Here is a 14593-nt window from a genome sequence, read left to right on the forward strand (position 1 = left end):
TCACCACTGCGTCATCCATAGGCGGGTTGTGCAGACCAGCTCGGACATCGCGGTAATACTTTTCGAATGGGTACTGCTTGGATAAGCCTCTCCCTCCGGCAATCCTCATTGCTAAATCTACGACCTCTGCCGCAGTGTTAGTGACGGCCAGTTTAACCGCGGCTAACTCCGCACCCATGTGTTTACGCTGATCGGGTTCTTCATCCCATTTTCTTGCGACCGTGTACATAAACGAGTGAGCTTGCAGCAGCTTCCATTCCATTTCGCCAATTTTATCTTGTATATGGCCCACTTCTGCAATTGGAGTATCCAAGCTGTTTGGCTGGAAGTTTTGAGCGAATTCAATTGCATCATTTCGCGCTGCTGTAGCAATTCCTAGATAACACGCCGGGATATGCAGCAGCCAGCCTTTAGGAGCAGGCTTTTCTTTTGATTTTCTCTCTACTAAATCATTTAAATTAACTTCTACTCCATCCAATACTAAATCGTCACTTTCCGTACCTCTCATACCAAGGGTATCCCATGTTTTATCGACCGTAAGTCCAGGATGATGACGATCAATGAGAAACCAGCCAACCTCATCTAATTCTTCAACATAAGCAGAGACTATATAATAATCTAAATGGTCCGCCATAGATGTAAATGTTTTACGACCGGTGATGATATAACGGTCTCCATTCCTGACTGCTTTGGTTTCCGGGATCCCTCCACGAGTCGGACTTCCAGTTGCCGGCTCCGTAGCTGCCCGATTAACAACCTTCTGTTCTTCCGCCACCTCTTTAGCCAGGCGATCAAAATCATCTTTCCTCCAAAGTTTGTCTTCCATTAACTCTTTCATAATCCCTAAATGCCACCCGATAGATAATGCAACAGATCCATCACCTTCTGCAATCTTTTCTTGTAATAATAAAAACTCGTACAGAGAGAGGTCTTCTCCTCCGTAAGCAGCTGATAAGGTAAGCGATGGGTATTTCTCCTGTTTTATTACTTTCAAAGTACGATGGGAAAAAACAGCCTCAGGGTCCGTTTTGCTTACCTGCGCTTTTGCTTCCTTCGCAATCCGTTCAGCTTTTTCAAATAATCGTTGATGACGGTCATTTTTTATCCAATTATCAAAGAGATCAACCATATACATCCACTCCCAATTTAATATATATTTAAATCTTACAAAATTAGTCGGAATTAAGCCAATCCTAGGCTTAGAAAGAGTTTTCACCCCTTGCTTTATATAGAGACCAGAAAGCACAGAACCTGCGGACTTTAGTGAAAAAATGTCCGACACCTTGAAGATGCCGGACATTCCGTTATCTATCGCCCTCGAACCGCGTTCAGGGCCTGTTTAACAGAAGCATAAGACTGAAGTGATAGTTCACTGAAGTCTGCATATGGTGCACTTTGAATGGCAAAGCTGGGCTTAATCCCCGTAATAATCAGAGTAGTGCCCATTAGATCCAACAGTTGATTCATCTGGTAAATCCCCATATGCACCGCTTCGTTATAGGCATGCACAGCGGACATATCGATAATCAGAAAATCTTCCTTGGATTCCTTCACGTGGTGACTAACGGAGTCGAGCATTTCGTTAAGGCGCTCCTCATCGAAGGTTCCCACAAGTGGCAGTACAGAGATCCCTTCTTCAAGTGGAACTATCGGTGTAGACAACCTCTTCACTTCGGATAGATAATGCCCGATCAGCTCCTCCTGCTCTCGCCGCTGACTAACATCTCTCTGAACACCGACAAAAAAGTTCTGATCCATTTGTTGTATGTAAACAGGAAAGATTTGCAGTTCATTCCAGAACATCGTCCCGTCTTTTTTGTAATTTTTCAGCTCTACCAGTACATTTTCATAATTCGAGAGTCCTTTACGAATCTTATCTACCATCTGAGAGCTTGTCTCTTCCCCTTGTAAAAACCGGCAGTTCTTTCCGAGGATTTCTTCTGCCTTATAACCCGTCAAGTCCTCAAATCCCTTATTGCAATAAATCATTGGATTATCTTCCTGCTCAGGGTCAGAGATAACCACACCTGCCCCCACTCGATCAATAGCTGCCTTAATGAATTCATTTTGCTGAATTTCTTCTAATTTATCGAATGTCTCTTCGTTCATACTAAGCAATCCCCTTTGGTAGTGGAATGAATACTATTATCATAAAATGAATCATAGAAAATTTCCAATCATACCTTACACAGACCATTCTAGCACAGTTAGTCCGGGCCAGCGGGCTTTCCATTTAACAGCCTTACTTTGGTAAACATGCTCTGGAACTAAAACTTTATTGGGACGCACAATTCCTTTAAACAGATCCTGTAATCCAAAAGGAGCGTATATCTTGTATTCACCATCCACTCGCTTCACACCGATCGCTGATGCAGTTGTCGGCCATGTTTCAATCGCTTCCTCAGCTGATTGATAAGGGGTTATCTTTTTATTGAACTTCTGCTCATACCAGTGGTGAACGAGAGCTTCATTGGTTAAATCAATTTCAAAAGGAAAATGGGGAAGAGCGTCTCGTATTTTCGTTTCCTTTATTCTTTCCAATTCCCTGGAAGACTGCTCCAAGGAATTAAAATATACAATATCCGCGTCATCTATTCCATAGGTGAAGTCAAAGTTATGGAGCTTATTCCATACCGTCTGCGTAATTACACCAGCCCCGATATAGTAATCTCCTAAATAGTGATCAGTCGCATCAAACAGCTGTTGAATATATGGATGTGCCCGGATGATTTCTATTAGCTCATTTTCTAAATTAGTCAATTCCTTTTCCTTCTTCCTCAAACCATCTGGTCTTCTCAAGTTCGTGAATAAACGCGTCCACTTGTAATAATTGACGAAGTCCTTCCTGGTAACAAACCCACGTGTGCCTGCTCAAAGGCCGATTGTCCACCTTCAGAGGTATGGAATAGAAATCCTTAAGATCTCTGCTTACACTCTCTGGCAGTACAGCCATACCTAAACCACGTTTCATAAGCTGCTTGGCGGTTTCAAACTGATCAATTTTGATCGACCTATTAAATGCTTGCTGGGGCTGAATTGCCATCCACTCCTCCAGTACTTTTTGAAATCCGGGATCACTTTTAAATTCAATAAGAGGTCGAGCTATGTCTTCATTTAAAGGCATAGTATCCATTAAATACAGAGGATCTTCAAAGAGATGATGGCTAACCATGGTACGAATCGGTTCACCGCGTACGATGCATACGTGAAACTGGTTGGAGGACTCTCTTATTTCATCACTGACTCCTGTTACCAGATCAATCGTTACACTCGGATATTTTTTTGTGAAAGATTCTAAAACTCCAGGTAAAAAATGTTGACTGAACAAAGAAGATGCCCCTATGGAAAGTGTTCCAGCTACCCTATTCCCATCTTGCTGGAGAAGGCGGTCGCAGAAATCGGCTTCTCTTTTTACGACTTCCTCTGCGTGTTTCAGGACACTTTCACCAAGAGCAGTGAGAACGAGCTGCTTTGGGGTTCTTAAGAAAATGATTCCGCCAAAATGGCTCTCTATGTATTTTAACCGTTGGGTAATTGCAGGCTGTGATATAAGTACTTTCTTAGCTGTGCCCCTTATCGTTTTGATTCGATGTAACTGAAGCAATAATTTATAATCATCTATTTTCAATTCTTATCACTCCATAAGGAAAAGTTATCGATTTTAATTATAAAACAGCATTATCCTTATCTCCATTAATAGGATAAGATGGAATTAATTTATAGGAGGAGCTTACCGATGAATCGACTGAATACGCGCCGTCTATTAACCACTTATTTCTTATATGAATGCGGTCGAGCTATGTATTTTGTATTAATTACATGGTTTTTGTATCAATGGACACAAGACGCGATATACACCGGGGTTTTCGTCAGTTTTGGATTTTTGCCAGGTTTATTTTCCAACCTGATCTTTGGAGTCGTCGTCGATCGTTCGAATCGAAAAAAACTGGCTTCTCTTGCAGGGGGAGGGAGTATTGGTTGTTTATTGCTTTTATGGGGGGCTTTTCTGCTCAGCTTGATCAACCCGTGGGTGATGATTTTGACACACATGGTCCTTCAAACACTTGGTTCCCTGTTCAGGCCTTCTTTACAAGCTCTTGTGGCTGAAGTATTCAAAAAAAATGACTTACCAAGAATTTTTTCCTTATCTGGCTCAGCCACTATATCAGGTAGCCTGATCGGAGCTGCTTTAGGTGGAATTCTATCTGGACTTCTGCCTGTTTCAATTTCTCTTCTCATCGTAACGGGATTGTACATCGGGGCTTTCTTTACTGTGCTGTTCCTTTCATATGAACCTTCACCAATGAGAAAACCTGCCAAAGCTTCTCCTTTCTTCAAAGAATTAAAAGAAGGGTTTGTATATTTAAAAAATCACCATATGCTGCATGGACTCTTCGTCATGATGATGATTGGCCAATTGACTTTTCACACAATTCTGGGCTTCTTATCTGTTTATACGAGTGCTTATTTAAATCAAACTTCGACGGTCTATGGGTTTCTTGATGCTGCTTTCTCAATTGGAGGAATTACGGCCGGTATGGTGGGTACATGGTGGTGGCTTAAGTGGAAAAATCACCTGGCCCTTTTCTCTCTTGGTATGATGATGGGCGGGCTTTTGCTGTTAGGAATAACAAAAAATTTATTAATTGTCGTATTAGGTGTAGTTTTAGTAGGTCTAGGTACTTCTTTTGTCCGTGCCCTCCTGCAGTCTGTGCAGCAAATGGCGACAGACCCGGATTTCCACGGGCGAATGGCCAGCTTTCGCATGCTATGCAACCAGGCTTCTGTTGTCATTACAGGACCGATTTTTGGATATGTCGCTTCCGCACATGGCGTTCATTATGTTTTCCTGTTATTAAGTGGAATCAGTTTTGCCGGAATGGTATGGGCCTTCTTCCAAGCAAGAGATCCTCAGTTTGCTGCCATAACCAAGCAGAAACCAGCATGACGATAAGGTATGTTTCTATTCGCGGAAACATACCTTATTTTTCTTTATTTTACGTAAGTATTTAACCGAACCCTTCTACCTATCTTATCTCGTCTCTTCTTTTGGGGTTTTGTAAACCTTCTCAACCTCTACTCCCAGCGTCTTTAAATAATCGACAATCTGGTCTAATTTCTTCATGATTTCACCTCAATATGATGCAGAGTTTTTATATGACTACCTTCATGTATCTACTACAATTCTTTACGATTGAATATCCCTGAACGTTTCAAATTTTAATTATAAGACACGATACCCCGTATGATGATCAATTATTCAACTTTTTGCACATTTGATAATTTTTTATACTGATTTCCTGCACCAGCTTATGCTGAGAACGAATTTGTTTGAAACCTTTGCCTTTAAAGAATGAAAAAGCACTCACACTTGCCTCTGTTTCTATGAAGTTGAGTTGGTCCGTTAAAGCGGACTTTTCAATTTCTAGAAGCAGCCTGCTGCCTACTCCTTTTCGCTGATAACAGGGGTCAACATAGAATAGGTCCAATACTCCATCGTTCAATAAACTGGCCACTCCTGCCGTCCTGCCGCCATTATCCACTGCGATTTTCACATCCGACTTAGCCAATCTGTTTTGCAGCATTTTTTTATCATCCAGCGCAGCAGCCCAAGCATTAATTTGGTCAGTTTTATAATATGCATACGCGGCACGTACTGACCTTTGAATCACTGAATGTATATTTTCTATATCTTCAGGTGAATAACCTCGTATTTCCACACTTCATCCCCCCGGGTCAACTGTTGTTATTTCCCGCTTAAACGATAGAGGTCTTTTACTTTTCCTACAAACAGCTGAACATTTTTGGAAATTTCTTCTTCATTAGCATGCGTTACTAAAGAAAAGTAACGGCTTGTGGTTTTTATATAAGGAAGCTTCATGATTAACTGCTCAGCTGCTGTATGTTCTACTACGGTTTTCGATATCAAAGAAAGCCCAAGACCTTCCTTTACACCCTGAACAACACCATGGTTGCTTCCAATCGTAATCAATTTTTTCGGTCTTATGTTATACGACTCAAGCATGGAGTCCATTACGGCTCTTGTGCCTGAACCCCCTTCTCTGGTAATCCAGGTTTGATCCTGCAATTGCTGAAAGGTAATAGATGTCTTCTCGCGAATCGGATGATCCCTTGGGACAATAACGACCATCTCATCCTCCAGAAAAGGTTCAGATTTAAGTCCCTGATGGTTCACCTGTCCTTCAACCAGTCCAATATCCAATTCATGAAGCTGGATCGCCCGATTAATACGCTCCGTATTAGCGATTTGCACCTCTAGATCTATCGCTGGGTAATGTGTGTCAAATTCTTTTAAAACTGATGGCAGAATATACTCGCCGACCGTATAGCTTGCTCCAATGTGAAGCTTCCCCCTTAGCTGCTTATGGAATTCAAGCACTTCTGCCTTTGTTTTATCAATAAGTCCCAGTATCTGCCTTGAACGCTGGTACACGAGTTCACCTGTCTGAGTCACTATAAATCGTTTAGGAGAACGATCAATCAGTTCCGCTTCAAAATACTTTTCAAGATTTTTAATATGAAAGCTTACTGTGGGCTGGGAAAGATTTAACTTTTTGGAAGCTTTCGTGAAGCTTTGTTGATCCACGGCTGCTACAAATGTCTTCATCGCTTCAAAATCCATTCAATCATCCTATCATTAATAATATTAATCATTTATATTATAAAGTTTTATTTTACTAATGTCATGACGGGACGTATAGTATATGAGGTGAAAATCTTGCGAAAAGAAGGTTGAAAGATGAAACATTTCTTAGGTTCGATCTCACTTCGACCACTCCTTACGGGAATGGGATTCACTGCAATACTTGCGGGAGCAGGTTTTCTGCTTTCATCCCTTCCTTTAATCCGTCAAATTGGCCCCCTTGCAGCCGCTATTCTTTTGGCAGTCCTTTACCGCCATTTCTTCGGTTACCCAGAACAAATACGCTCAGGCATCCAATTTTCAGCTAAAAAACTACTACGGCTGGCCATTATCCTATTCGGATTGAAGTTAAATATATCCGTCATTTTAAGCGAAGGTCTTCCCTTATTACTACGCGACGCCATTGTTATCGGGTTTGCGATAGGAATTATGATCCTTTTAGCACGATTAACGAAAGCTGACACTTCTTTATCCTTACTCCTTGGAATAGGTACAGGTGTCTGCGGTGCTTCTGCCATCGCAGCGGTATCACCAATTCTTAAAGCAAAGGAAGAGGATACGGCGATTAGTGCAGGAATAATATCAATTATTGGTACATTGTTTGCTATTGGCTATACGCTTATTCGCCCACTGCTTCCATTAGATATGGAAGAATACGGAATGTGGGCCGGGTTAAGTCTCCACGAAATAGCTCATGTAGCTCTCGCTGGTGCACCCGCAGGGGACACTGGACTAGGAATGGCGTTACTTGCTAAACTTGGTCGCGTCTTCCTGCTCGTTCCCCTAAGTTTGATCCTCGTATGGATCATGAACAAAAAAGGGAATAAAGGACCTGAGACCTCTATTGCTTTTCCTTGGTTCCTGCTGGGCTTTATAGCTATGAGCCTGTTTGGAAGTTATATAGAAGGAAATTGGTTCACTATTCCTTCAGTGGTAATGGACGGGATATCTGTCGGTACGACCTTTATCTTAACAATGGCGATGGTAGGCCTTGGTCTTAGCGTCAGTTTGGAAGATGTAAGGAGTAAGGCTCTAAAACCGATGCTCCTTATGATTATTACCTCGGTCTTGTTATCATTACTCACTTATTGGATGATTTAATAAACCTGCACAAAAAGGTGTCCTATCTTAGAAGGACACCTTTTTTATTCTGATAGCGTTTCCACGCCTGTTTTTTTGGAAGAATACTCACGATATACAGACTTTCCTTTACGTCCTAACCTTGCTTTTCATCACTCATAAGATGAAACCGTTTTTATAATCCCGTCGTTGTCTGCTAAAATGAAAAGAGTCAAAGTCAAAGGTACAAGGAGTATAATAACATTGAATCTCTTTAAAATTTCACCCGCTAAGCTGCATGTAGCGGACAGTATTCTACGCCTCCAATTCCTCTCTTATCAAGTAGAAGCTGCTATTGTAGGTTTCCCTGATCTTCCTCCTTGCGAAGATACTGTAACCTCTATTATGGAATCAGAGGAAACGTTTATAGGAGCTTATATAGGCGCGGACCTGGTTGGAGCGATTTCTTATAAAACAGAAGATAATTATATAGATATTTACCGTCTTATGGTACATCCTGAACACTTTCGTAAGGGGATTGGTCAAAGTCTCCTCAGGAATGTAATCGGGACTTATCCTTCTAAGCCCAGTTATGTATTTACAGGTAGTGAAAACACCCCCGCCATCAACCTCTATACCAGTCACGGTTTTCATCCTACCCATGAAAAAGAAGTAACACCAGGTATGTTTCTTACCCGCTTGGAAAGACCAACATCAGAAGCAAACTAATTGCGCACTGCCACTCTTTAAATTTATTGGGATGCCTGTCTGCCCCAAGCATATAGTGTATTAAAGTACACTTGGCAGAAAGGAAGCGGGACATGCCCTTCCCTAACACCCGTTTAACCGCATCCCTCTATGCAACAATGTCCATTACTTTCTGGGGAGTTTCTTTTGTTTCTACTAAAGCGGTATTGGAGGTGCTCGACCCTTTTTCCCTTCTCGTTGTGAGATTTGGAATCGGCAGCATCTTTCTATTCTGTTTAATCAATCTCTTAAAAGAACACATAAGTGTACCGTTAAAATATATTCCTCATTTATTATCCCTGGGTGTCCTCGGAGTATTTGTTCACCAGGTCATTCAGGCTTCAGCCCTGCTGACTATACAGGCTTCCGATGCTGGCTGGCTGATTGCTTTTTCACCCATTTTCACGGTTCTTTTATCTATTGTTTTCTTAAAGGAACACCTCACCTTATCCAGAGCGGCCGGAATTGCTATAGCCGTCTCCGGGGTCTTATTCATTACCATTCTGGGAAGCGGCCAATCATTCAGTTTTGCTTTAAGTATTGGTTACTTCCTCATGATTTTGAGCACATTCAACTGGGCGGTTTATTCGGTTCTGCTAAAGAAACTAGCTATTCCATTACCATCTATAGTTATTACGTTTTATATGAGTATGTCCGGGTTTACATTAACACTGCCTTTTCTAATAAGGAATCACGGCTGGCATCAACTTGTTAATCTTGAAGGTTACTATTGGGGTCATTTACTTTTTCTTGGAGTATTTGTATCGGCTTTAGCTTACTGGTATTGGGCCAAAGCATTAGAAATTATGGAAGCATCTCAGGTTTCTGTTTTTTTATACTTGGAACCACTGGCTACTCTAATTGCAGCTATTCTATTATTAAAAGAGAATTTTTCCTGGCTCTCCATTACCGGGGGGTTTCTCATTATCTTTGGCGTATTGCTTGTTCAAGGAAGACTTCGTTTTCTTTTTCAAAGAAGCTGAGACCAAAAATGGAGAAGAGGGATATTTATGGATATAAAGGATCGCGCAAGGAATATCTTAGGAAGTATGCCATCCTATTCTGATGAAGCATTAAAGAAGGCATTATTAAAACTTAAAGTTCAGAAAAAAGAGGCAGAAGCATGGCTCGAAGCCCCAGGACCACGCCCTTATTACCGTCAGCTTTTATACGCGGATGAGCGGGTTGAACTGCTCGTAATGAACTGGGCTGACATTGAATGTGCGCCTCATGACCATGGCGATTCCACGGGGTGGATCCAGGTCCTAAGCGGCACAACCCGACATACGATTTTCAAAGTAGAAAAAGGACATTTGCCAAAAGCTGTTTTTTCAGAAACCAAAAAAGAAGGTGTTCTGTTATTCGCCCCCCGACACGGGGTTCATAAAATGGGACGTGCAGGAACGAACCCTCTGATTACTCTTCATCTTTATTCCCCTCCGATCAGAGGAATGAAGGTGTATGATTTAAAAAAATGTGCAGCTTGCATCGTTTCAAGTGACTGCGGAGCCTGGTGGCCGGAAGAAACGCGCCAGAAAATCAAAGAAATTAGACTTAAACATTTCCATTGATCTAAGCTGTAGTCCTTCCGATTTTTCGATCAATACCTTCGCTCCGGGAGTTTATATTTATTCCCGTCTTCAACGAAACGATTGTACCTGAGCTGCAGCCAATAGAAAATGTGAGATACAAACACTTTAAGAATAGCGTAGCCCGGGATAGCTACAAGTATGCCAACTACTCCAAATAAATGCCCTGCTGTTAAAAGGACAAATATAATCGTAACCGGGTGGATATGAAGACTTTTCCCCATAATCTGAGGTGAAATAAATTTACCCTCTAACAGCTGAACGACGGTCCATACGAAAGCAAGCTTCAATACCATAAACGGTGACGTTACAATGGCAATAATTAAGGCTGGCGTAATCGCAATTACCGGCCCTAAATAGGGGACGACACTTGTTACACTGGCGATAGCCGCAAGTAGAAGAGCATAATCTAAACCAATAATTACAAAGCCGATATACATCATGATACCGATACAGAAACTGACTATGATCTGCCCTTGAATGTAGGCACTTAGCTGATGATCAATTCCTTTAAATACACTATTCACTTCCGGGCGAACCTTTGGAGGAAAGAAACTTAACATTTTAGCCGGAAGCTTATGTCCATCCTTAAGTAAATAAAATAAGATGAATGGCAATGTAACTAAAGCAACGAGCACAGTTGTAAGTGTCGTAATAAAGTTCGTAATGCCCTCCACAGTCTGAACGGCATAAGACGATATATTTTCAGGGAGCTGGTTAAGGAGCCCGTCTATATCCTGAAAGAGATTGCTGTAATAGCTTCCTAAAAAGGAATCGCGCAGCCATTGATCAAGTGAAATTACCAGAGCATTCAGGTATTCAGGCAATTCTTCCGCGAGACTTAAAAATTGTTTCTCAAGAAAAGGAATAATCAAAACAACCAGTAACGTGATTAACCCGATAACTAATAATAAAGTAATTAAAATAGCCCATATACGCTTTATTCTCAATGATTCCATTAAGTTAATAATGGGCCGCAATAAATAATAGACAACAACGGACAATATCAGTGGTAAAGCTACCGTCTTTATAAACACGATGATAGGTTCAAAGATGAAATCCACACTAGAATAGACTAAGATATTAAGACCGATGATTAATATAACAGCTAATATGTACAATAATTTACGGCCTCCAAAAAAACGGATAACCGGTGTTGAGTCCCAACGATTCATGTTCATATCCCCTTCATACGTGGTGACAGTTTAAGTGGTCTGATCTTTTTTCCAGTTTATCATAGAATCGTAAAAAAACGCGCCTATGAAGATAGGCACGTTCCTAATATTTCCCTTTACGTTTCCGCATAAACTTACGAATGACCGGGTAGACGATCGGTCCGAATTTAATAATTCGTTTAATTAAGCGTCCCATTTGGAGAAAACCTCCTCCTAATTTGTGTATGTTTATTAATTTCCCAGTTAAACCAGCAAGAAAACGCTTGTCTTCAAAATGTAATATAAAGTGTTATCTCATAACTCCTCCGCCTGAAATTTTTAACGATTCACCAACGATATTCTCACAGGCATCCGTCAACAAATATACTATTGAACGAGCTACCTCTTCCGGGGTGCTTATTCTTCCAGAAGGCAGTGCTTCTTCAGAGATTTCTCTTTGTTTTTCGTAACTCCGACCTTCTCGTTTACCAATGTTAGCTATCGCCTGCCTTCCCATTGGCGTATCAACGAAACCTGGACAAATAGCATTCACACGCACATTATATTCAATAGCTTCTATAGCGAGGGACTGAGTAAAGCCAATTATAGCAAATTTAGAGGAACTATAAGCAATATTGCTATGGGTACCTCGCAGACCTGATAAAGAAGATAGATTAACAATGGATCCGCGTTTTTGTTCTTTCATATCTTTATAAACTTCCTGAGTAAGCAGAACAGTAGAGAAATAATTTAATTCCATAGGTTTCCGCAGCTGCTCTTCTGTAAGATCATCGAGCGGGGCTCCCCCTCCGATACCTGCTGAATTAACAAGCCCCGTAATCGGACCTATGGACTCCTTCGCATTTTGTACTAACTGTTTCCGGTCGTCCTCAATATTTATATCTGCTGGACCTACAAAAACCTCTGCCTTTGAATTAAGTTTTTTACACTCTTCTTTTAACGACTCTAACTTCTCTTCGTTTCTACCAGTAATCGTTATATGTGCCCCTGTGCGGACAGCTTCTTTAGCTGCTTCATAACCAATTCCGCCCGTGGCTCCCGTAATCAGAATGTGTTCCCCAATTAAAGCATCGTTTGAAAAAACCGTCATAACTTCGCAGCCTCCTTTGTTATCAGATAACCTTCCCTTCACCTGATTAAACCCTTTCCATTATTTAAGAAACTCTCGTTTTAAATTATTTAAAAATAATAAAACACTAACCACCCAAAGAGTTTTTTTCATAAAAAAGTCAGCGTTTCTGAGACATAAGATGCCACTAAACGCTGACCCACCACGGAACTTCTTTTTTCATAAGATCCGACAGGTTTATTCTTTTGTAATTTCTTCTCATAGCTACCGTCACCACTGTTTTAGTTATTTCTTCTTGTTCTGCTTACGGAAAGAAAATAACGCCTTTCCAGACCGCGTGCGCTTCATACCTTTGGTCTGAAGATCTGTTTTAGCTTCAGGACTGTTTTTGTAATCTTGTTCAAACATCTCGCGGGCTTTTGAATATAGCAGAGTCATAGTGGTGTACCTCCTTTTCTATTTAGGCTTATAAATATGTTTCCCCTGAAGGATCAGACTAAAACTTAAAATTTTCAAGAAAAACTATTCTTCAAACATTTTTTCTACTTTCATTTCAAAAATCATCAGCCACCCTTCTTTCCCTAATATCCGTTCTCCTTGTTCATAAAATCCATTTTTCTTATATACATGTTGAGCAGCGTAATTATTTACATTAACAGCCAGAACAATATATTCGACTTCTGGATAATGCTCTCGAACATAACAAGGGAGTTTTTTTAAGGATTCATTGGCATACCCTTTTCCCTGCTGGGAATAATCTATCATATAAGCTATGAGAAGAAGAGCGTTTTTATGAGGCGTGTATTCGGACACCACTGGACCGCTCTGTAGAACAAACATCCCGATTGGTACGTCATCTGCAAGAATGGTCACAGGGTTTCTTGTAGGATCGCCAGCAGCACACTCCACTGAATCCTCAGGCATTTCTGTATAGTGAGTCTGCTCTTTTGGTAAAGATAGCTGAGCAATTCCCTGGTAATGCTGTGATGTATATGGCTGCAATTGTACTAAATCCATATCTGTATTCCCTCCTACCCGCTATATACCCACTTTTTGCCAATATTGAGCAAAAAATTAGAAACCCTTTGCACCTATTCTTATAATAGAATTGGAGCACAATACGAGGAGGACGTTGTCATGTTAAAAGTAGCTGCTCTCGTTGGGAGTATTCGAAAAGATTCCTACAATATGAAGTTAACCAACTTTATAAAGGATCGATATAAGAACCATATGGATGTAAGAGTTATTCCTATCCGTGAATTGGCTCATTACGATCAAGATATTGAACATGAAGCCCCTGCATCTGTTCAAAATTTCAAAGCTCAATTAGCAGATGCAGACGCTTTTTTAATCGTAACTCCAGAATTTAACCATTCAATCCCCGGCGTACTGAAAAATGCTTTAGACTGGCTTTCCCGTGGCAACAAGGAGATGAAAGGTAAGCCCACTTTCATCGCGGGTGCCACGATGGGTGTGCTCGGCACAGTACGGGCACAGATGCACCTGCGGCAAATTCTGAATTCTCCAGGTATGTCCGCAAATGTCCTGCCAGGTAATGAAATCCTTGTCGGACAGATCCAGCACAAGGTGGATGAAAAAGGACTAATTACAGATCAGGGCACGATTGATTTTATTGATGGAGTGGTTGACGAATTTCTGAAATTTGCAGATAAGCAATACAGCAGTATTACTACTCCTTAAAAAAAGGTTCCTGTTTTATACAGGAACCTCTTTTTATTAGGTGCCGTTAAACGTCGTGGCTGATCTTCCCAACAGATTTATTAACGTAAACGATAGGACCGGATTGAAGAGGGCACAGCTTCAAGCTGTGTGGAGCAGGAAGCAAACCTTTTCCAACCCTCCATTTGTTCCACACAAAATCAGGAGCTTTATCTTTATAATTCAGCACATTGATTTAATGAAAATGTATGTTTAGAAATAAAACACACCGGTAATTTAATGTATAAAACCGATTGATAGTCTGTTGTACTTATCGCTTTATGGTTTCAAAACAAAACACTAAATAATATAAAAACCCTGCAGAATTTCATTCTGCAAGGCTTATAAGGATAAAATATTTTTAAAACTTATTCATATACGGTTACTTCTACATCTTTACGTCCAAAATCGAAAGCGTCGCCCTGGTTAGGAATAAATACGTCGATGCGGTCATTTTGAATAGCGCCGCCGATATCTCCTGCAACAGCTTTACCATATCCTTCAACGTAAACTTCAGAACCTAGTGGAATAACGTCAGGATCCACAGCGATAACTTTACGGTCCGGGTTCG

General features: G+C 40.9%; 17 protein-coding genes. 6 read left to right on the forward strand and 11 right to left on the reverse strand.

Features of this window, described 5'->3' with window-relative positions:
* The 4 genes from WAM07_RS06840 to WAM07_RS06855 form a co-directional block, all read right to left on the reverse strand.
* Positions 1–1129 (reverse strand): acyl-CoA dehydrogenase family protein (locus WAM07_RS06840; RefSeq protein ID WP_422165783.1); only part of this gene is annotated, 1129 nt, incomplete at its 3' end.
* A gap of 179 nt (positions 1130–1308) precedes the next feature.
* The gene (locus WAM07_RS06845) at positions 1309–2109 is read right to left on the reverse strand and encodes a PAS domain-containing protein (protein ID WP_422165784.1); all 801 of its coding nucleotides are present in this window, start codon (positions 2107–2109) and stop codon (positions 1309–1311) included.
* 75 nt (positions 2110–2184) lie between these two features.
* Positions 2185–2760 carry a nucleotidyltransferase family protein gene (locus WAM07_RS06850; RefSeq protein ID WP_422165785.1) on the reverse strand — a complete coding sequence of 192 codons (576 nt, stop codon included), beginning with the start codon at positions 2758–2760 and terminating at the stop codon, positions 2185–2187.
* Positions 2753–3628 carry a LysR family transcriptional regulator gene (locus WAM07_RS06855; RefSeq protein ID WP_422165786.1) on the reverse strand — a complete coding sequence of 292 codons (876 nt, stop codon included), beginning with the start codon at positions 3626–3628 and terminating at the stop codon, positions 2753–2755. The genes WAM07_RS06850 and WAM07_RS06855 overlap by 8 nt, the downstream gene beginning before the upstream one ends.
* 108 nt (positions 3629–3736) lie before the next feature.
* On the opposite strand from WAM07_RS06855, the gene WAM07_RS06860 reads away from it, so the two are divergent.
* Positions 3737–4948, forward strand: coding sequence for an MFS transporter (locus tag WAM07_RS06860; RefSeq protein ID WP_422165787.1), 1212 nt, complete (start codon positions 3737–3739; stop codon positions 4946–4948).
* Between the two features lie 304 nt (positions 4949–5252).
* Here the strand turns inward: WAM07_RS06860 and WAM07_RS06865 are convergent, their stop codons facing one another.
* Positions 5253–5720: a GNAT family N-acetyltransferase gene (locus WAM07_RS06865; protein WP_422165788.1), complete on the reverse strand. Its 468-nt coding sequence runs from the start codon at positions 5718–5720 to the stop codon at positions 5253–5255.
* A 26-nt stretch (positions 5721–5746) separates the two neighbouring features.
* Positions 5747–6643, reverse strand: coding sequence for a LysR substrate-binding domain-containing protein (locus tag WAM07_RS06870; protein ID WP_422165789.1), 897 nt, complete (start codon positions 6641–6643; stop codon positions 5747–5749).
* A gap of 117 nt (positions 6644–6760) precedes the next feature.
* On the opposite strand from WAM07_RS06870, the gene WAM07_RS06875 reads away from it, so the two are divergent.
* The 4 genes from WAM07_RS06875 to WAM07_RS06890 all read left to right on the forward strand — a co-directional run bounded on the left by WAM07_RS06875 (position 6761) and on the right by WAM07_RS06890 (position 10041).
* A complete protein-coding gene (locus WAM07_RS06875; RefSeq protein ID WP_422165790.1) occupies positions 6761–7765 on the forward strand; it encodes a YeiH family protein in 1005 nt (334 codons plus the stop codon).
* Positions 7766–7987: 222 nt separating this feature from the next.
* Entirely contained in the window at positions 7988–8452 is a 465-nt protein-coding gene (locus WAM07_RS06880; protein ID WP_422165791.1) for a GNAT family N-acetyltransferase, read from the forward strand.
* A 92-nt stretch (positions 8453–8544) separates the two neighbouring features.
* Positions 8545–9453 (forward strand): DMT family transporter, encoded by a 909-nt coding sequence (locus WAM07_RS06885; protein ID WP_422165792.1) that lies wholly within the window; start codon positions 8545–8547, stop codon positions 9451–9453.
* A 27-nt stretch (positions 9454–9480) separates the two neighbouring features.
* On the forward strand, positions 9481–10041 hold the full coding sequence (locus WAM07_RS06890) for a cysteine dioxygenase (RefSeq protein ID WP_422165793.1): 561 nt from the start codon (positions 9481–9483) through the stop codon (positions 10039–10041).
* A gap of 29 nt (positions 10042–10070) precedes the next feature.
* Here WAM07_RS06890 and WAM07_RS06895 read toward each other — a convergent pair whose 3' ends face one another.
* The 4 genes from WAM07_RS06895 to WAM07_RS06910 all read right to left on the reverse strand — a co-directional run bounded on the left by WAM07_RS06895 (position 10071) and on the right by WAM07_RS06910 (position 13320).
* Positions 10071–11234, reverse strand: a complete 1164-nt coding sequence (locus WAM07_RS06895; RefSeq protein WP_422165794.1) for an AI-2E family transporter — start codon at positions 11232–11234, stop codon at positions 10071–10073.
* Between the two features lie 289 nt (positions 11235–11523).
* A complete protein-coding gene (locus WAM07_RS06900) occupies positions 11524–12324 on the reverse strand; it encodes an SDR family NAD(P)-dependent oxidoreductase (RefSeq protein ID WP_422165795.1) in 801 nt (266 codons plus the stop codon).
* A gap of 264 nt (positions 12325–12588) precedes the next feature.
* Entirely contained in the window at positions 12589–12741 is a 153-nt protein-coding gene (locus WAM07_RS06905) for a hypothetical protein (protein WP_014641555.1), read from the reverse strand.
* A gap of 84 nt (positions 12742–12825) precedes the next feature.
* The gene (locus WAM07_RS06910) at positions 12826–13320 is read right to left on the reverse strand and encodes a GNAT family N-acetyltransferase (protein WP_422165796.1); all 495 of its coding nucleotides are present in this window, start codon (positions 13318–13320) and stop codon (positions 12826–12828) included.
* Positions 13321–13440: 120 nt separating this feature from the next.
* On the opposite strand from WAM07_RS06910, the gene WAM07_RS06915 reads away from it, so the two are divergent.
* Positions 13441–14004: an NADPH-dependent FMN reductase gene (locus WAM07_RS06915; RefSeq protein ID WP_422165797.1), complete on the forward strand. Its 564-nt coding sequence runs from the start codon at positions 13441–13443 to the stop codon at positions 14002–14004.
* Positions 14005–14390: 386 nt separating this feature from the next.
* Here the strand turns inward: WAM07_RS06915 and WAM07_RS06920 are convergent.
* Positions 14391–14593: 3D domain-containing protein (locus tag WAM07_RS06920; protein WP_422165798.1), on the reverse strand; the 203-nt coding region annotated here is incomplete at its 5' end.

The organism is Halobacillus sp. (assembly GCF_049282395.1).
Classification (GTDB): Bacteria; Bacillota; Bacilli; order Bacillales; family Halobacillaceae; genus Halobacillus.

Excerpts from the sequence above, each read along its gene's own strand:
- WAM07_RS06905 (WP_014641555.1), bottom strand. The coding sequence starts at position 12,741 with ATGACTCTGCTATATTCAAAAGCCCGCGAGATGTTTGAACAAGATTAC.
- WAM07_RS06845 (WP_422165784.1), bottom strand. The coding sequence starts at position 2,109 with ATGAACGAAGAGACATTCGATAAATTAGAAGAAATTCAGCAAAATGAA.
- WAM07_RS06890 (WP_422165793.1), top strand. The coding sequence starts at position 9,481 with ATGGATATAAAGGATCGCGCAAGGAATATCTTAGGAAGTATGCCATCC.
- WAM07_RS06885 (WP_422165792.1), top strand. The coding sequence starts at position 8,545 with ATGCCCTTCCCTAACACCCGTTTAACCGCATCCCTCTATGCAACAATG.
- WAM07_RS06860 (WP_422165787.1), top strand. The coding sequence starts at position 3,737 with ATGAATCGACTGAATACGCGCCGTCTATTAACCACTTATTTCTTATAT.
- WAM07_RS06900 (WP_422165795.1), bottom strand. The coding sequence starts at position 12,324 with ATGACGGTTTTTTCAAACGATGCTTTAATTGGGGAACACATTCTGATT.
- WAM07_RS06910 (WP_422165796.1), bottom strand. The coding sequence starts at position 13,320 with ATGGATTTAGTACAATTGCAGCCATATACATCACAGCATTACCAGGGA.
- WAM07_RS06895 (WP_422165794.1), bottom strand. The coding sequence starts at position 11,234 with ATGAATCGTTGGGACTCAACACCGGTTATCCGTTTTTTTGGAGGCCGT.
- WAM07_RS06870 (WP_422165789.1), bottom strand. The coding sequence starts at position 6,643 with ATGGATTTTGAAGCGATGAAGACATTTGTAGCAGCCGTGGATCAACAA.
- WAM07_RS06915 (WP_422165797.1), top strand. The coding sequence starts at position 13,441 with ATGTTAAAAGTAGCTGCTCTCGTTGGGAGTATTCGAAAAGATTCCTAC.
- WAM07_RS06875 (WP_422165790.1), top strand. The coding sequence starts at position 6,761 with ATGAAACATTTCTTAGGTTCGATCTCACTTCGACCACTCCTTACGGGA.